A 17,243-nucleotide genomic window follows, 5' to 3' on the forward strand; every position below is an offset into this window, starting at 1 on the left:
GGGGCGCCGTAAGGCGCCCCCCCTACTCGATTTAACCATTTGTCGCTGAAATCATTGCGAATTTCGTTGCGACTTGGTCCAAGCGATGGTTAACATCGGCAAGGCCGAAGTCCCTTGGCGGCGAGCGTGGGTGGATGCCGCCAGGCGCGATTCCCTGACACGAGAGTTGCGGCTGCCGGCTTTCCCATTCGATCGCGGGACAGCCGTTCGATATCTACGGGGGCGACACGGGGGCATGCAGCAGGACTGGAGGGCCGGGGATCCCGGCGCGGACCATATCACGGTCGATGGAGTGCGTGCGCATCCACGCTTCGACGATGCAAAGGCCGCGTTGATAGATGGGCTGGCCGGGCTCTATCTCGACGATTGGCGGCTACGCGGCCTCGTCGAGTACGACCGCGGGGTGACCTTCATGCTGATCGTCTCGCTCGATGCCATGCGCGACCCGGCGGATGAAGCCGGCGGCGTACCGATGTAGGTCCTGAACGACGTCCTGCCGACGATGGGCATCGCCCCGGGCCGGCGCATCATCGACCTCGCGACCAATCTGCGCCACGAGGGCCTGCTCGAGAGCGTGCCAGCACCGCACGACGGCCGCGCCCGCATGCTGCGCGCCACGCCGCGCGCCATCGCCGCCGACTGCGACTGGATCGAGGTGTTCCACCGCCCGCTCGCCCTGCTGCGGCCCGAAGAGGATTACCGCCCCGCGCTCGACCACGATCACGGCTACCAGCGCGCCTTCCGCCTTGCCGGGCTGAAGACGCTCGACATCGCCAACGAGATCATGAGCGCCAATCCGCCGATGGACTATTTTGTACAGGAATCGGTGGGTTTTCGCGTGCTGATGATCCTGATGCAGTCTATCCGCGGCAGGGCCGGAAACCGCACGTCGTCCGGCTTCTACTCCCACGCGGCGCAGCGGGGCGGCATGTCGCGAACTCACGTCAAGAACGTCCTCACCAGAGCAGCGGAGCTTGGTTACGTAGCGTTTTCCGAGCGGCCCGGCGACTATGTCGAAGTGCGCCCCGTCCTCGTCGATGCGTTCGACCGGTGGACCGCCGAAAGCCTGTCCTCGATCGACCGCGTCCGGGCCTACGCGACTTCGGCGGCTGCGCCTTCCTAGCCCGCCGCCAGCGCCATCTCGCCGCTGGGCTCGGCGACCGGGCGGCGCGACCGGGTGCGTCCATCCGCGCCGATGCCGGGGAGCAGGAACAGCAGCGCCATTCCCACGCCCAGCACCGCGATGATCGCGGTCGATGCCTGGTCGTAGGAGCCGGTGCTCCCGTAGCTCAGGTCCATAGCCGCCGGGGTCAGCCCCTGCGCGAGGATCACGGCGGAGTAGAGCACCGAGTTGATCGAGCCGAAGTGCTTGAGCCCGAAGTATCGCGAGCAGAAGTACGAAAGCGCGCCGTATTCCGCGCCCATGCCGATGCCGAGCAGCACACCCGCCGCGCTCATGGCGACGCTGCCCTGGCCGAACTGGAGCAGGGCAAGGCCCGCCATCGCCGCGCCGTACATCGGCACCACCAGCAGCGGCGTGCGGAAGCGGTCGAGCAGACCGCCGGTCACCACCTGCCATGCGGCGGTGACGAGCGCGAAGGTCGCAATCGTGGCGGTCGCCTCGCCGAGGCCGAAGCCGCGGTCGGTCATCATCGGGACGACGTGGGTGAACACAGCCGTCATGCCGCCGCCGCCGCTCGCCACCGCGATCAGCAGGACCCAGAAGTGACGGGTCGAGGCCGCCTCGCGCAAGGTCATGCCTTCCATCACGGGCGCGGGCTCGGCCTGCGGCGCGGCGCGCGGGACGCGGGCCGGGGTGTCGTGCAGCCACAGCCACATCAGCGGGAAGCCGACGACGATCACGATCAGCCCGATCGCGCCGTAAGTCGCGCGCCAGCCGATCAGCGGCAGCAATATGCCCGCGACGATCGGCATGACCGTGGCGCCCACACCGTTGCCCACGCCTGCCGTAACGCCCAGCATCAGGCCGCGGCGCTTGTCGAACCAGTTGGAGACGACCTTGGCGATCATCGGGGAGGCGCAGGTCGCCCCCGCCAGGCCGATCGCGCCGAACTGGGCGTAGAACAGCCAGATGTTCCCGGTCGTCTGCGACAGGCTCATGATGAGCACGCCGAGTGCCACGTTGCCCGCCAGCACCATCGGCCGCGCGCCGATCCGGTCCATAGTCCGCCCGATCAGCGGATAGCTCAGCGCGGCCAGGATCGCGATGAGGCCGAGCACGCCCGAGACTGCCGCGCGGGACCATCCCAGGTCCTGGGTGATCGGAACGAGGAACGTACCGAAGGTCGCGCTGATGGCGGCCGTGGTGCAGACCAGGTTGCCCATGGTGGCGGCTATGGCAAGTTGAGTGGCGGCACGGTCCCGGGAAGCGGTGGGCATCTGGGTCTCCAAAATCCGAATTTCATGGAGTAAATCCCCGCGCGGCCCTGATCCCAAGCGATTATCACTGCGCTGCAACAAATCCTTCGCGCCGTATCAAGTATGCGCCCTTGCATGCGCGCATCGGCAATCCGAACTTGATGCCCACACCTTGCGGGGCTCACCAGAGAGACGCCGCCGGGAAAACGACCGGGATTCAACAAGGGACGATTCGCTGCGATGAATGCTCAGACGGCCGGGATGGCGGCTTCCGACACACAGATGCCAACCTTCTTCATCCCGCACGGCGGCGGGCCCTGCTTCTTCATGGATTGGTCGGCGATGGGCGGCCCGGCCGACACCTGGGACAAGACCGAGGCGTGGCTGCGCGCCCTCGTCTCGACGCTGCCGGAGAAACCCAAGGGCATCGTCGTCGTCTCGGGCCACTGGGAGGAGCCGGCCTTCACCGCCTCTGCCGCGGTCGAGCCGGGGATGATCTACGACTACTACGGTTTCCCCCCGCATACCTACGAGCTGAAGTACCCCGCGCCCGGCGCGCCGCAGTTGGCCGAGCGCATCGTCTCGCTGCTCACCCAGGCGGGCCTGCCAGCGCGTACCGACCCTTCGCGCGGGTTCGACCACGGCGTCTTCGTGCCGTTCCTGCTGATCGACCCCGAGGCGTCGATCCCGGTCGTGCCGCTCTCGCTCAAGGCGGACCTCGACCCCGCCGAGCACATCGCTGCCGGCCGCGCGCTGGCGCCGCTGCGCGAGGAGGGCATCCTCATCGTTGGTTCGGGCATGAGCTATCACAACATGCGCGGTTTCCGTACGCCCTCGGCAACCCGCCCCTCGGCGGTGTTCGACCAGTGGCTGACGGGCGCGGTCGAAGCCGCTCCGGCAGAACGTGACGCCAACCTGACGCATTGGGCCGAGGCTCCGGCCGGCCGCCTTTCTCACCCGCGCGAGGAACACCTGCTGCCGCTCATGGTCGCGGCGGGCGCGGGCGGGGATTCGCCCGGGACCAAGGTGTTCGGCGACAACGTCATGATGGCAGACATTTCGGCTTTCCGCTTCGGCTGACCGAACAGCTCTCTCGCGCCTCGAAGCCCTTGCCGCCGTTCCGCAAGGTTGTAAGGGTGGCCGCTGTTGTTCGGCGCGCGAGAGGAGATGGCGGTGACGCAGGCAGAGGCGGCAGGCGGAAAGGCCGCTCGTCCCACCGAGGACAGCGTGCGCACGCGCATGGCCGAAGCCGGCGTGTCCGCGCCCGCCGAGTGCGTGCCGGGCGTGCTGTCCAATCTGATCGTCCTGCAGGACCACGTCGCCACTCTGCGCGCCTTCGCCCTCGACCCGCGCAGCGCGAGCGCCATGCGCTTCGAGGCGTGAGCATGAGCCTTCCCCTGACCGCAATCGCCATGGCGGCGCAGGTGCGCAGCGGTGCCACCACCGCCGTCGATCTGTGCCGCGATGCGCTCGACCATGCCGAGGCTCTCGGGGCCGAGCGCAGCGGTTTCACCCGGCTGCTGCGCAAGCGGGCGCTGCTGCGCGCCGCCTCGGTCGACAAGCTGGTGGAGGCCGGGCTCGATCCCGGACCGCTGGCGGGCGTGCCGTTCGGCGTGGCGGACCTGTTCGACGTGGCCGGAGAGATCACCACGGCGGGCTCGCGCACGCGCCGCAATGCCGCTTTCGCCAGCCGTGACGCCAAGGCCATCGCCCTGCTCGAAGCGGCAGGCGCGGTGCTCGTCGGTACGCAGAACATGGACGAGCTAGGCTACGGCTTCGTCACCATGAACGCCCACTACGGCACCACCCGCAACCCGCACGACCCGGCGCGCGTCGCCGGCGGCGCGGCGGGCGGCTCGGCCGTGGCGGTGGCGACGGGGACCGTGCCGATCAGCCTCGCCTTCGACACCAACGGCTCGCTGCGTGTGCCCGCCGGGCTCACCGGCGTGATCGGCCTCAAGCCCACATACGGCGATTTGCCGCGTGACGGCGTCTATCCTTTCGTCGAGAGCCTCGACGTGGTCGGCGCGCTGGGCCGCGACCTCGACGACCTTGCGCTGGTGCGTACGATCCTGCGCGAAGGCGCGCCCGAACGCTCGGACACGCTGCGCGGCGAGATTTCCTTCGGCCGCCTGATGAGCTGGTTCGACGACAATATCTCCGAGGAAATGCGCGGCCCGCTCGACGCCTTCTGGGCGCGTCTCGGTCGTGTGGGCTTCGAGTTGCCGCACTCCGAGATCGCCCGCGCCGCCGCCTCGGTCATCATCGCCGCGGAGGGGGCGAGCCTGCACCGCCCCGCGCTCGAGGCCGATCCCATGCAGTTCGAGCCGCCGGTCCGCGAACGGCTGCTGGCCGGGCTGCTGCTTCCGAGCGACGACTACCTTGCCGCCCAGCGCTTCCGGAGCTGGATCCAGGCGCGCCTGCGCCGCCAGTTCGAGCTGGCCGACGTCCTCTTCACTCCCGCCGCGCCCGGCTTCGCGCCGCTGATCGCCGACCCGGTGATGACCTTCGAGGGCAAGTCGATCCCGGCGCGCAGCCACCTCGGCATCTACACCCAGCCGATCAGCCTGATGGGCCTGCCCGCGCTGGTGCTGCCGCTGGCGGGCAACTTCGCGATGCCGCTCGGCATCCAGCTCATCAGCGCTGCGGGTAACGAGCCGCTCTTGTTCCGCGCGGCGCGGCAGTTGATCGACAAGGGGCTCTGCGCGGTACCGGTGCCGCCGGCGGGCTGAGCCTTCGCGGCTTTCGAGGCCCGTCCGTCAACAATTGCGCCGTTTTCGCACAAGCCGCCGCCCGGCTCTGCGCTAGAGTGCAGGCACAAGGACGGGCGGGGACGCATGCAGGCAGACACACTCATCACCGGCGCTTGCCTCATCACGGTGGATGCGCAGCGCCGCATCATCCGGGACGGAGCGGTCGCCATCGCCGGCGACACCATCGTCGCGGTGGGCAAGAGCGCCGACCTCGCCGGGATCGATGCGCGCGAGGTGATCGACGGCTCGCGGTTCGTGCTGACGCCGGGCTTCGTGAACTGCCACGTCCATATCACCGAGACGCTGATCCGCGGCTTCATCCCCGGCGACCTGCCGTTCGACGAGACCTTGGGCCGCTGGGTCATCCCGCTCTATAAAGACCACTCGCCGGCCGAACAGATCGTCGCCGCGAAGCTGGCCATAGCCGCGATGCTGCGCACCGGCACGACGACGTTCCTGGAAGCCGGCACGATCATCGCCTTTGACGAGGTCATGGCCGCGATCGAGAGCACCGGCATCCGCGCCCGCACCGGCCGCTGGACCGAGGACCGCGCCTGGGACCCCTCCGCCGATGCCGAGGCGCTCACCCGCGAGGCGCTGGCCGCGCTCGAAGCCGACCTCGAAAGCTACCCGCAGGACGGGCGCCGCATTGCCGCCTGGCCCAACCTCATCGGCCACATGACCGCGACCGATGAACTCTGGCGCAGCGTCACCGATCTCGCCAAACGTACCGGCACCCGGGTGTCGGCGCACATGAGCCCGGTGGGCGGCGATTCCGAATGGTATCTCGCCAATACCGGCCGCCGCGCGGTGGAGCATCTTTCCGACATCGGCGTGCTGGGGCCGCACCTCAACCTCGTCCACATGGTCCACATTGACGCGCACGAGGCGGAGTTGGTCGCGGCGAGCGGCACCAACGTCACGCACTGCCCCGACGCCTCGCTGCGCAGCGGCTACGGCGTCACGCATCGCGGCCTGTTCCCGGAAATGGCGAAGGCGGGCGTCAACCTCGCGCTCGGCACGGACGGGGCGGACAACCACGACATGATGCGGGTGATGGCGCTCATGGCCTCGCTGTTCCGCGATGCGCGCGAGGACCGCTCGCTGTTCCCCGCGCACGAGGCGCTAGAGATGGGCACGCTGAACGGCGCCAAGGTGCTCGGCCTGTCCGACACGATGGGCGCGCTCGCCGTGGGCATGAAGGCGGACATCGTCGCCCACGACATGCGGCGGCCCGAATGGTGCCCGCTCAACAACCCGGTCGAGCAGTTGATTTCCTCGGCCGACGGGCGAGGCGTGCATTCGGTGTGGGTGGACGGCGTGCGGGTGGTGGACGACTACCGCTGCACCCTGATCGACGAGGACGCGCTTTATGCCGAGGGGCAGGCGGCGGCTCAGGCGGTGCTCGGCCGCTCCGGCCTGCCGCTCGTCAGCGAATGGCCGATCGGCTGAAACACACGAAGGGACGCACGCAAGTGGAATACTCGGCAATCACGGTCACGCCGCTCACCCCCGGCATCGGCGGCACCGTTTCGGGCGTGGACCTGACGCAGCCGCTGTCGGACCTCGTGGTGGCGGAACTGCACCGCGCGCTCGAGGACCGGCTGGTGATCTTCTTCCGCGACCAGCCGCTCGACCACGAGGCGCACATCCGCTTCTCGAAGTACTTCGGGGGCATCCACATCGCGCCCAGCACCAAGCCGTGGCAGGCGCCCGGCTATCCCGAAGCGACGATCATCCACGCCGACGCCGATTCCACTTTCGTCGCGGGCGAGGACTGGCACTCGGACATGAGCTGCGACCCCGAGCCGCCGCTGGGGTCGGTGCTCTATCTCCACACCGTGCCCCCGGTCGGCGGCGATACCGTGTTCTCGAACATGTACGCGGCATACGACGCGCTGTCCGACCGGATGAAGGCGCACCTCGAGGGGCTGAATGCGATGCACGACGCCGTGGTCGGCTTCGGCGGCATCACGCCCGAGGGCATGACGCTGCCGCGCACAAGTCATCCGGTGATCCGCACCCATCCATGGACCGGGCGCAAGGCGATCTACGTGAACAAGGGCTTCACCACTTACATCGAGGGCATCCCGCGCGCGGAAAGCGACGCGCTGCTCGGCTACCTGTTCCAGCACGTTCAGGCGCCGATGTTCCAGTGCCGCTTCTCGTGGCAGCCGCACTCGATCGCGTTCTGGGACAACCGCTGCGCCCAGCACTCGGCGATCTGGGATTACTTCCCGCAGACCCGCTCGGGCTTCCGCGTGCAGATCATGGGCGACGTACCGCTTTGACGCCGGCCTCCGCCGCCATGCCGGGGCGCGGCCGTGAACTGGCGGTGGTCACGGCGGTGTCGAGCGCGCTGGTGCTGGCACAGGCGGTGGTCTTCGCGGCGTTCGGGCTCGCACTGTTCGCGATGGGGCGGGACCTCGGATGGTCGGCCACCGACACCGGCGCGGCCTATACCCTCGTAGTGCTGGGCGCCTGCGCGGGAGCGCCGATGCCCGTGGTGCTGATCCGCTGGATCGGGGCGAGCCGAACGGTCGTGGCCGGGCAGGTGGTGCTCGGCTGCGCCTTCCTGGTTCTGTGGGGCACGGCGAGCCTAGCGCAGCTCTACCTCGGCGCGCTGATGGCGGGGGTCGGCTTTTCGCTGAGCGCAAACACGCCGGGCGTCTACCTGGTGTCCGGCTGGGCGGGGCCGCGCGCGCCGCGACTGATCGGCATCTACATGATGGTCGCGATGCTGGGCAACGCGCTCGGACCGCCGGGAGCACAGGCGCTGATCGAGGCGGATGGCTGGCGCGGGTACAGCCTTGCGGTTGTGCTGCTCTGCGCGGTCAACGCGGTGTTCTGCGCCGTCTGCCTGCGCGATCCGCCTGTGATCGAGACGCCCGGTGGCGAAGGCAACTGGCTGCGCGGGCTGAGCCGGGTGCTGCGCTCGCCGGTCTTCGTGCTGCTGGCGACCGGCATCGTTGCCAGCCAGATCTGCCTCGTCACCGTGGCCAGCGTCGCGCCCGCGCATCTGGTCGGGCAGGGGCTGACGAGCGAGCTCGCCGCGCGGTTGCTCGGGGTCGAGGGCATCGCGAGCGCGTTGGTGACCGGGCTGCTCGGGCATTTTTCCGACAAGGTCGGCCCTCGCCGGATGCTGCCGGTCACGCTGGCGGCCTGCGCGGCGGGCATGCTGATCCTCGGGTTCAGCCGCGATCCGCTGGCACTCCACGCTTTCGCGCTGCTGATGGGCGCAGGTGTCGGCGGCGCCACGCTGACGGTGACGCTGCTGCTGGTGCGCTACTTCGGCCCGGCCGGAGGCGCCGCGAGTCTGGGGGCGGTCTGGAGCTTGGCGGGGCTCGCCGCGCTGGGCCCGTGGATTTCCGGGATGGTCGCCGACGCCACCGGCGGCTACGCGCCCGCCATCATCGGCTTCGGCATCGCCATGATCCCGATCGCGGCGGCGAGCCTGGCCCTGCCGCGCGAGCCTGAAGCCGCCGCGCCGGCGACGGCTTCAGGCTGATTTCAGAACGCGAAGGGTTCCACCACGCGGCGGTCCGCGATGAGGAACGCGTCGGCCACGAGACGCAGCGGGCGCAGGTCCACGTCGATCGCGCGTTCGGCGACGAGGTGGGCGAAGCGCTCGTAGAGGCGTGCGTATTCGAGGTCGGGCTCGGTGCGCTCGTTCTCGCCGGGGCGCTGGATGACGCTGCCGCCCTGGGTGAGGCGCAGGGTGCCGTGGTCGGTGTCGACTTCGATCGACCAGGTCTGCGGGCCGGTCTGGAGGAAGTCGAATTCGGCGCGGACCTCGGCGCTGCCGCTGCGCATCTGCAGGCTGGCGGCGAGCGGGGAGGCGCGGCCTTCTGGCACGTCCATCGTGGCACTTTCCACGAAGAGTTCGTGCGGCAGGATGCTGGTCGCGATCGAGAGCGCGTTGATGCCGGGATCGAAGACGCCGAAGCCGCCAGGACCCAGGATCCACTCCTGCCCCGGATGCCAGCGGCGGATGTCTTCCTTCCAGTCGATCCGCACCGCCTCGATGTGCTTGTCGGCGAGCCATGCGCGGGCCGGGCCGACGCCCGCCGCCTCTCGCGAGTGCCAGGTGGCGAACAGGGTGACGTTGGCGGCGCGCGCGGCCTCTATCAGCGCCTCGACGTGCGAGAGGGTCACGGCCGGTGGCTTTTCCAGCATGACGTGCAGGCCCGCCTCGATCGCGGCAAGCGCCTGCTGGTAGCGGCCATCGGGCGGGGTGCAGAGCGAGACCGCGTCGAGCGGGCAGGCGGCGGCCATCTCGGCGATGTTGTCATACCCGGTGACGCCATCGACGCGGCCGTGGCGGCTGGCGGTGGCGGTGAGGGCGAAGCGCTCGTTCCCGGCGATGGCGGGCAAGTGCTGGTCGCGCGCGATCTTGCCGATCCCGACGAGACCCAATCTGACAGGCTCCACGTCTATTCCCTTTTTTGTAATATTTATCGTCGATTATCGGTGGACGGCGCAACGATCAAGCGGTCAGACCAGTTTTCGCGTGCCCACACGCCGAAAAATTTCACTCGGCCGGGGGTTGGCGTTCCTCGATCAGGCCGAGCACGTCGCCGATGATCGTGCGCATCGCGATCCGCGCCGCGTCGGGATCGCGCGCGACGATCGCGTCGAGCACCTTGGCATGCTCGTTGACGTCGGCGGTGCGGCCCTTGATGCGGTTGGTGAAGCGGATCGAGGTGCGTAGCGCGGTGCTGACGACGTCGCGGAGCTGTATGTAGAATGGGTTCTTGGAAGCGCGCAGGATGGCGACGTGGAAGGCGATGTCGGCCTCCAGCGGATCGTCCAGCCCGCTTTCGGCGGCGCGCATGCGCACCAGGCCGGCGTCGATCCGGGCGATGTCCTCGTCCCCGGCGACCCGCGCGGCGAGCGCCGCGCCCTCCGGTTCGACCGAGACGCGCAGTTCGTTGAACTGGCGCAGCAGGTCGACCGAGAGTTGGCGCTCGAGCATCCAGCGCAGCACGTCGGTATCGAACAGGTTCCACGACGAGGTCGGCTGCACCGTCGTCCCCTGGCGCGGGCGAGCGCTGAGCAGGCCCTTGGCGGTCAGCATCTTGACTGCCTCGCGCGTGACGGAGCGGCTGACGCCGTGCTGCTTGGCCAGTTCCGCCTCGGTGGGGAAGATTTTGTTCTCGAAGTGCCCGGTGACGATGGCGCGCCCGATGCTGTCGAGCAGGCCATAGGTCAGGTTGCGGCCGAGCTGTGCCGCTGGCTCATCGACGATGAGATGGGAGGAGCCTGTCACTGAGCTGTCCTTGTACCTGCCGTCGCCCGCTCGGGCCGTTCGATCCTGTCGCCTGCTCACCGTAGTGAACCTGCGCGGCGAGGCAAGGTCCTTTAATATGATAAGTCAACTTGTACGATAATGGCGGTCGCCATCAGCGCGAAGCCATCGTCCCCGCGCACGGGAACGATGGCCGCAAAAGGTCACTTGGAGTTCGGGTAAGCCTTCACGAGGGCGTCGTACTGGACCTTGCTGATCTCGATCATCGAGCCGTGGCGCAGGCCGTTGGGCATTTCGTAGCGGTTCCATTCGGGAACGCCCGAGTTGCCCGAGACCTGGAACCACGGGCCGGTGAGGCGCGGCGCCTTGGACAGGCCGTAGCTGGTGCCGGCGTACTGCTCGTAATACATCAGCCAGTCCTCGCCGCCCGGCGCGCGGATTACCGTGGGGGCTTCGCGGAAGTTGGGGCTGATCGAAGGGCCGGGCAGCGGGTAGGGGCCGAGCAGGTCCTTGGCGCAGGAAACGCGCACGGTCTTGCCGGTGGTCCAGTTGTAGCTGGGGTAGCGCTCGTCCTTGATGACCGCGCAGTAGCCGCTGCCGTCCGCCTCGGGCTGGATGAAGGTGTCGATCGTCGCCATGTCCCAGTCGAACAGGCGCTTGGGCGCCTTGTCGAAGGTCTTGAGGTCGCTCGACAGGGCATAGAGCGTGCGCTGGCTAGCCCAGTAGCGCTCCGGGTCCTCGGGCACGCCGGGGACGGTGGCGGTGTGCCAGGTCAGCAGGAACTTGCCTGAGGGCTTGTCGAAGAACAGCTTCGGCGCGCCGATCCGTTGCATGGCGTGCGGCAGGCCGGGGACGTGCAGGACGTCGGGCTTGTAGGTGCCGTAGGGCTTCCAGCTGACGAGGTCGTCCGACACCCAGAAGCGGATGTAGGGGTCCTCGTCGCTCTTGTTGCCGACGAGGTAGTAGCGCCCGTCCGCCCCGCGCGCGATCGAGGGGTGGCCGTGGTAATCCTCGGACACCGGCTTGCCGCCGTTGATCTGCGTCCAGTGCAGCCCGTCGCGGCTGACCGTGTAGTAGAGGACGCCGTAGCGCTCCTTGGTCATGTGCGCGAAGAGGTACGCCTTGTCCGGATCGACGTAAGGCGTTTCCGGTGCGCCGGGGACGACCTCCGTCCGTGCGGGTTTCGCCTGAACCGACTGCGCCGCGGCCGCCTGCGTCGTCATGACCGTGATCGCCGCCATGGCCATGCCTGCGGCGATGCGCGAATTGCCCCGTGCCAAATTCCATCTCCCAATGTTTGTTCGTTCGTGCCCTCAAAAAACAGGCCATGACGCGCATTGTCAAGATTCATCTTATAAATACGGTTTTAGACGTTATGGAGGGCTCGGACAGCCCGCCCGGTTGATTCGAGACGCTTGCGCTTGACGGCGGGTGCCTTGGGTCGGCAGTCGAGGCGGTCTTAGGGTTACGGCACAGGATAGTGCGGGGAGACGAGATGGGACTGGCAACGATCGACATCGCGGTGGTGGTGATCTACGCGATCGGCATATTCGGGCTCGCCCAGTGGGTGAGCCGCGACAAGCCGGGCGCCGGGCCGAAGGGTTCGGCCGATTACTTCCTCGCCTCGAAGAACCTGCCGTGGTGGGCCATCGGCGCCTCGCTGATCGCCGCGAACATCTCGGCCGAGCAGATCGTCGGCATGTCGGGCTCAGGCTACGCGATCGGCCTTGCCATCGCCTCCTACGAGTGGATGGCGGCCGCGACGCTGCTGATCGTCGGCAAGTTCTTCCTGCCGATCTTCCTGCGCAACGAGATCTACACGATGCCGCAGTTCCTCGAGCGGCGCTACGGCCCCGGTATCCGCACGCTGATGGCGGTGTTCTGGCTGGTGCTCTACGTCTTCGTGAACCTCACCAGCATCATCTGGCTCGGCTCGATCGCGGTGACGCAGGTGGCGGGCGTGAACCAGGACGTGGCGCTGGTGGTGCTCGGCGTCTTCGCGCTGCTCTACCAGCTGCGCGGCGGGCTCAAGGCGGTGGCGCTGACCGACATCGTGCAGGTCACGCTGCTGGTCATGGGCGGGCTCATCATCGCCTTCCTGACGCTCGGCAAGATCGGCGGGGAGGGCGGTGTCGTCGCCGGATTCTCGCGCCTCGTCGAGGTTGCGCCCGACCACTTCCACATGATCCTCGAGAAGGGTGATCCGCACTACATGGACCTGCCGGGCCTGTCGGTGCTGATCGGCGGCATGTGGATCGCGAACCTCAGCTACTGGGGCTTCAACCAGTACATCATCCAGCGCGCGCTGGCCGCCAAGTCGCTCGACGAGGCACAGCGCGGGATGCTGTTCGCGGCCGTCATCAAGCTCATGATGCCGATCATCATCGTGCTGCCGGGCATCGCCGCCGTCATCCTTGCGCCCGACCTCGCCAAGCCGGACGAGGCCTATCCGACGATGATGCGCCTGCTGCCGCCGGGCCTGCTGGGCTTGGTCTTCGCGGCGCTGGTGGCGGCGATCATCGCCTCCACCGCGTCGAAGATCAATTCGATCGCGACTATCTTCACGCTCGATGTCTGGGCCAAGTTCAAGGGCGTGAAGGTGGGCGAGGACGCTGTTGCGGAGGACCGCAAGCTGGTCGGCGTCGGCCGCATCGTCGCCATCGTCGCCATCGTCATCGCCATCCTGACCGCGCGCCCGCTGGTCGGGTCGAGCGAGCAGGCGTTCCAGTTCATCCAGGAGTTCACCGGCTTCTTCACGCCGGGCATCACCGTGATCTTCCTCCTCGGCCTGTTCTGGCGCCGCGCCAACGAGCCGGGCGCGATCAGCGCGGCGGTGGCCTCGGTGCTGCTGTCGTGGGGCTTCAAGGTCTGGGCGCCCGGCGTGCCGTTCATGGATCGCATGGGGATCGTCTTCCTCGCGGCGCTGGTGCTGGCGGTGGTCGTCTCGCTGCTGACGCCCGGACGGCCGGACAAGGACACCATCTCGACCGGCGACGTGCGTTACGCCACCTCGACCGGCTTCAATGCAGGAGCGATTGCCGTGGTTCTGGTCCTATGCGTTCTCTACGCGGTGTTCTGGTGAGCGCGCCCTTCATCGCCGTCGACTGGGGCACCACCAACCGCCGCGCCTACCGGATCGAGAATGGCGAGGTCGTCCAGACCGAGCGTGACGACATGGGCATTCTGTCGGTTCCGGCGGGCGGCTTCCCTGCAGAGGTCGCCGCCTTGCGCGCGCGGCTGGGCGGGCTGCCGGTGGTCCTGGCCGGCATGGTCGGCTCCAATCGGGGCTGGCACGATGCGGGCTATGTCGCCTGCTCCGCCACCATCGAGGCGGTCGCCGCCGCCATGGCGCATCCGGAGGACGGCGTCGCCATCGTCCCGGGCGTCTGCGTCGACACGCCGACCCGCGCGGACGTCATGCGCGGCGAGGAAGTGCAACTGCTCGGCGCCGTCGCCGCCGGGCTCGCGCCGGCCGACGCGCTGCTGTGCCAGCCGGGCACGCACAACAAGTGGGCGGTGATGAAGGGCGGCGCCATCGCCGACTTCACCACCGCGATGACCGGCGAAATGTTCGCGCTGCTCAAGGCCCATGCCCTGATCGGCAGCGAGATGGCCGGCGAGGTGGACGCCGACGCCTCGTTCCGCGAGGGGGTGGAGGCCTCCGCCGATGCCGACCTGCTCTCCGCCTTGTTCGGAGTGCGCGCCGCCTCGGTGCTCGGCAAGCGTGCACCGGGCGAGGCGGCTGCCTACGTCAGCGGCCTGCTCATAGGCAGCGACTGCCGCGCCCGCATCATTACGCCCGCCCAGGTCGTGCATCTTCTCGCCGACGGACTTCTCGCGCGGCTCTACACCGCCGCCATCACCACCGCCGGAGGGCAGGCCGTCGTCGTCGACAGCCACGCCTCGTTCGTTGCCGGCATCACCCGCATCAGGAACCTCATGCCATGATCGATTTCACCACAGCTCTTGCCGGCCTGCCGCTGGTCGCCATCCTGCGCGGCATCCGCCCTGACGAGGTCGAGGCCGCCGGCGACGCGCTCGTCGAGGCGGGCTTCACGTTGATCGAGGTGCCGCTGAATTCGCCCGACCCGCTGGTCAGCATCGAGCGCCTCGCCAAGCGCGTGGGCGACCGGGCGATCGTCGGCGCGGGCACCGTGCTGACGGTGGCGCAGGTCGCGCAGGTGCAGGACGCGGGCGGCGCGATGATCGTCTCGCCCAACACCGACGTGGCCGTGATCGCCGAGAGCGCGAGGCGCGGCATGGTCTCGCTGCCGGGTTACTTCACGCCGAGCGAGGCTTTCGCCGCGCTCGCGGCAGGCGCCAGCGGCCTCAAGCTGTTCCCAGCCGAGGCGGCTACCCCTTCCGTGGTCAAGGCGCAGCGCGCGGTGCTGCCCAAGGACGTGCCGCTGTTCGCGGTCGGGGGTATTTCGCCCGACAACATGGGACCCTGGCGTGCCGCGGGCGCGAACGGCTTCGGCCTCGGCTCGGCGCTCTACAAGGCCAGCGCCACCACGCAGGAGATCGCCGCCAACGCCCGCGCCTTCGCGGCGGCCTGGGCCGAGATGGAGGGCCGCGCATGATCCGCGCCCTCGCTCCCCTCGCGCTCGCGGCGCTGGCCCTCGGCGGCTGCGCGACGACCGGCAACTCGCCCACCACGGCCAGCGCCACGCTGACAAATCCGCTGCTGGCGAGCGGCCCCGATCCGTGGATCGTCCACGAGGGTTCGACTTTCTACTTCATGGGCACCAAGGGCGACCGCCTCGCCATCCGCCAGACCGACGACCTGTCGAAGCTGGCCGATGCGCCCGAGCACGTCATCTGGACCCCGCCCGCCAGCGGCCCGAATGCGATCTCGATCTGGGCGCCCGAACTGCACCGCCTCGACGGCAAGTGGTATGTGTACTACACCGCCGCCGCCGCCGGGCACGACGACGACGCGCACCGGGGCATCTTCGTGCTGGAGAACGCCAGCGCCGATCCGCTCGGGGGCGAGTGGATCGACCGGGGCCGCATCGTCACCGGCATGACCGGCATCGACGGCACCGTGTTCGAGACCGGCGGCAAGCGCTACTTCATCTATTCCGCCTACGACGGCCCCGACAGCGTGCTCGCCATCGCGCCGATGACGAACCCGTGGACCCTGGGCCCCGGCGAGACCGTGATCGCGCGCCCCGACCAGCCGTTCGAACGGCAGGGTGGCCGCCAGATCCTCGAAGGACCGGAGTTCCTGCCGGGGCCGAAGGGCGACCTGTTCCTGGCCTACTCCGCCAGCGCATGCTGGTCGGACGACTATGCTCTGGGCCTGCTCCACGCGAAGCCGGGCAGCGATCCGGTGAAAGCCGAAAGCTGGACCAAGTCGCCGAAACCCGTGCTCGCCAAGGCGCCGGAGAACAACGTCTACGCAACGGGCCACAACGGCTTCTTCACGACGGATGGCGGCCGCCAGACCTGGATCGTGTACCATGCCAACACCGGCGCCGACCAGCAGTGCACGGCGGCCCGCTCGCCGCGCGTGCAGCGGATAGAGTGGAGCAAGGATGGCATGCCGGTGTTCCCGGTGCCCGCGCGCGCGGGGGAGCCTGTCCCCGCGCCGCAGCCTTGAATTGAACTGACCTCCCCTCCTCCAGCGAGGCGGGGAGGCAAGCTGCGTTACTTCACCGGAGCCAGCAGCGTCAGGTTGACCGCGTCGCCCATGGCGCGCAGCCCGGCGTCGTTGGGGTGGAGGTGGTCGCCGGGGTCGAACTCCGGGCGCAAGTCCGTCGGCACGGCGGGATTGCGCACCGCGGCCTCGAAATCGACCACGCCGTCGAAGATCCTGTCGTTACGGATTGCCGCGTTCACCGCCATGCGCGTCTGGTCCTTGACCGGCGACATGTAGCCCGCGTGCATCGCCGGGGTCATGGTGCCGCCGATGACCTTGATGCCGAGCGCGTGGGCGCGGGTGACGAACTGGCGGTAGCCACGGATCAGGTCATCCGGCTTGACCGCGTCGGCGCCTTCGTTGGCACCTGCCCCGATGTCGTTGATGCCCTCGAGGAAGATGACGTGGGTGACGTTGGGGACGCTCGCCACGTCGCGCCAGAAGCGGTCGAGGGCGGAGACGCCCCGGCCTTCGCGCAGGACACGGTTGCCGCTCACGCCCATGTTGACCACGCTGCAGCGGCGGCTCGGCGGGAGCGCGGCCATGCGCTCGGCCAGCCGGCCCGGCCAGCCGCGCGTCTGCGGCGAGAGGCCGAGGAAGCCATCAGTGATTGAATCCCCGAAGGCGACCACGGTGCAGGGCGCCTGCGCGGCGCGCACCGAGACGAGCGAGAGGTACGAGCGCGCCTGGATCGGCGCGAAGACCGGCGTTCCGGTGGAGATCGGCGCGAACGCCATCTCGAGCCCGAGGTTGGTGCGCGCAGGGCGGGTCGGCGTGGAGAAGGTGACGCTGACGATCACGTCCTGCCCGTCGTGGAAGGGGGCGATGATCGGATCGCTGACGACGGTATGGCCCTTGGGCAGCGCGGCGGCGGGCTGGCCGGAAAAGCGGATGGGATGGACCGGATTGGCGCCGACTTCGGTGCCGACAGGGCCTGAGGGGCTGGCGATGCTCACCGCCGCGATGGCCAGCGGGCGGTCGCCCTCGGCATTGCTGAAGGTGAGCTGCATGGCGTCACCCGCCTGCGTGAGGCGGACTCGGTAGCGGTAGGTGCCGGCGGGCTGTACCGGTTCGCCGGCGCCGCTGTCGGCGGGGGCATAGCCCCATGCTCCGGCCCAGGTCGCTGCGGCGAGGGCCGGAGTGGTCAGGAGTGCGGCTCCGCAGAGGGCGGCAAGGTACGTCAGGTTGCGCATCATGCCGCCCTCTTGTCGGAGTAGTCGGG

Annotated in this window: 17 protein-coding genes; 12 read left to right on the plus strand and 5 right to left on the minus strand. The window is 68.8% G+C overall.

The window, feature by feature from the left end; all coding sequences use genetic code 11:
- The first annotated feature begins 235 nt into the window (after positions 1-235).
- Both PMI02_RS06515 and PMI02_RS06520 read left to right on the plus strand, forming a co-directional pair.
- Complete coding sequence (locus PMI02_RS06515; protein WP_007680431.1) at positions 236-478, plus strand: hypothetical protein; 243 nt, start codon at positions 236-238, stop codon at positions 476-478.
- 24 nt (positions 479-502) lie between these two features.
- Positions 503-1,123: a hypothetical protein gene (locus tag PMI02_RS06520; protein ID WP_007680432.1), complete on the plus strand. Its 621-nt coding sequence runs from the start codon at positions 503-505 to the stop codon at positions 1,121-1,123.
- Here the strand turns inward: PMI02_RS06520 and PMI02_RS06525 are convergent.
- A complete protein-coding gene (locus tag PMI02_RS06525) occupies positions 1,120-2,400 on the minus strand; it encodes an MFS transporter (protein ID WP_007680434.1) in 1,281 nt (426 codons plus the stop codon). The two genes, PMI02_RS06520 and PMI02_RS06525, sit on opposite strands and share 4 nt — an antisense overlap.
- 219 nt (positions 2,401-2,619) lie before the next feature.
- Between PMI02_RS06525 and PMI02_RS06530 the strand changes: the two genes are divergently transcribed.
- From PMI02_RS06530 to PMI02_RS06555, 6 genes are all read left to right on the plus strand, one after another.
- Positions 2,620-3,459 carry a class III extradiol ring-cleavage dioxygenase gene (locus PMI02_RS06530; RefSeq protein WP_007680436.1) on the plus strand — a complete coding sequence of 280 codons (840 nt, stop codon included), beginning with the start codon at positions 2,620-2,622 and terminating at the stop codon, positions 3,457-3,459.
- A 66-nt stretch (positions 3,460-3,525) separates the two neighbouring features.
- Positions 3,526-3,762 carry a hypothetical protein gene (locus PMI02_RS06535; RefSeq protein ID WP_007680439.1) on the plus strand — a complete coding sequence of 79 codons (237 nt, stop codon included), beginning with the start codon at positions 3,526-3,528 and terminating at the stop codon, positions 3,760-3,762.
- Between the two features lie 2 nt (positions 3,763-3,764).
- Entirely contained in the window at positions 3,765-5,111 is a 1,347-nt protein-coding gene (locus PMI02_RS06540; protein ID WP_007680441.1) for an AtzE family amidohydrolase, read from the plus strand.
- Positions 5,112-5,216: 105 nt separating this feature from the next.
- Positions 5,217-6,584, plus strand: coding sequence for an amidohydrolase family protein (locus tag PMI02_RS06545; protein ID WP_007680444.1), 1,368 nt, complete (start codon positions 5,217-5,219; stop codon positions 6,582-6,584).
- Between the two features lie 23 nt (positions 6,585-6,607).
- Positions 6,608-7,423, plus strand: a complete 816-nt coding sequence (locus PMI02_RS06550) for a TauD/TfdA family dioxygenase (protein ID WP_036502654.1) — start codon at positions 6,608-6,610, stop codon at positions 7,421-7,423.
- A 17-nt stretch (positions 7,424-7,440) separates the two neighbouring features.
- Positions 7,441-8,640 carry a CynX/NimT family MFS transporter gene (locus tag PMI02_RS06555; RefSeq protein WP_007680456.1) on the plus strand — a complete coding sequence of 400 codons (1,200 nt, stop codon included), beginning with the start codon at positions 7,441-7,443 and terminating at the stop codon, positions 8,638-8,640.
- Positions 8,641-8,642: 2 nt separating this feature from the next.
- Here the strand turns inward: PMI02_RS06555 and PMI02_RS06560 are convergent, their stop codons facing one another.
- The 3 genes from PMI02_RS06560 to PMI02_RS06570 all read right to left on the minus strand — a co-directional run bounded on the left by PMI02_RS06560 (position 8,643) and on the right by PMI02_RS06570 (position 11,660).
- The gene (locus tag PMI02_RS06560; RefSeq protein ID WP_036502646.1) at positions 8,643-9,563 is read right to left on the minus strand and encodes a Gfo/Idh/MocA family protein; all 921 of its coding nucleotides are present in this window, start codon (positions 9,561-9,563) and stop codon (positions 8,643-8,645) included.
- A 100-nt stretch (positions 9,564-9,663) separates the two neighbouring features.
- Positions 9,664-10,401: a FadR/GntR family transcriptional regulator gene (locus tag PMI02_RS06565; RefSeq protein WP_007680458.1), complete on the minus strand. Its 738-nt coding sequence runs from the start codon at positions 10,399-10,401 to the stop codon at positions 9,664-9,666.
- 182 nt (positions 10,402-10,583) lie between these two features.
- Positions 10,584-11,660 carry a family 43 glycosylhydrolase gene (locus PMI02_RS06570; protein WP_007680459.1) on the minus strand — a complete coding sequence of 359 codons (1,077 nt, stop codon included), beginning with the start codon at positions 11,658-11,660 and terminating at the stop codon, positions 10,584-10,586.
- Positions 11,661-11,875: 215 nt separating this feature from the next.
- Here PMI02_RS06570 and PMI02_RS06575 point away from each other — a divergent pair, with 215 nt between their 5' ends.
- From PMI02_RS06575 to PMI02_RS06590, 4 genes are read left to right on the plus strand one after another with little or no spacing between them, the layout of a single operon-like run.
- Entirely contained in the window at positions 11,876-13,462 is a 1,587-nt protein-coding gene (locus PMI02_RS06575) for a sodium/sugar symporter (RefSeq protein ID WP_007680460.1), read from the plus strand.
- Complete coding sequence (locus PMI02_RS06580; RefSeq protein ID WP_007680461.1) at positions 13,459-14,328, plus strand: 2-dehydro-3-deoxygalactonokinase; 870 nt, start codon at positions 13,459-13,461, stop codon at positions 14,326-14,328. Before PMI02_RS06575 ends, PMI02_RS06580 begins: the two co-directional genes overlap by 4 nt.
- A complete protein-coding gene (locus PMI02_RS06585; RefSeq protein ID WP_007680462.1) occupies positions 14,325-14,960 on the plus strand; it encodes a 2-dehydro-3-deoxy-6-phosphogalactonate aldolase in 636 nt (211 codons plus the stop codon). Before PMI02_RS06580 ends, PMI02_RS06585 begins: the two co-directional genes overlap by 4 nt.
- Positions 14,957-15,982, plus strand: a complete 1,026-nt coding sequence (locus PMI02_RS06590; RefSeq protein WP_007680463.1) for a family 43 glycosylhydrolase — start codon at positions 14,957-14,959, stop codon at positions 15,980-15,982. The genes PMI02_RS06585 and PMI02_RS06590 overlap by 4 nt, the downstream gene beginning before the upstream one ends.
- A 47-nt stretch (positions 15,983-16,029) precedes the next feature.
- On the opposite strand, the gene PMI02_RS06595 is transcribed toward PMI02_RS06590, so the two are convergent.
- On the minus strand, positions 16,030-17,217 hold the full coding sequence (locus PMI02_RS06595; RefSeq protein WP_007680465.1) for an SGNH/GDSL hydrolase family protein: 1,188 nt from the start codon (positions 17,215-17,217) through the stop codon (positions 16,030-16,032).
- Positions 17,218-17,243: the final 26 nt, after the last annotated feature.

Origin of the sequence: Novosphingobium sp. AP12 (assembly GCF_000281975.1) — a bacterium.
Lineage (GTDB): Bacteria > Pseudomonadota > Alphaproteobacteria > Sphingomonadales > Sphingomonadaceae > Novosphingobium.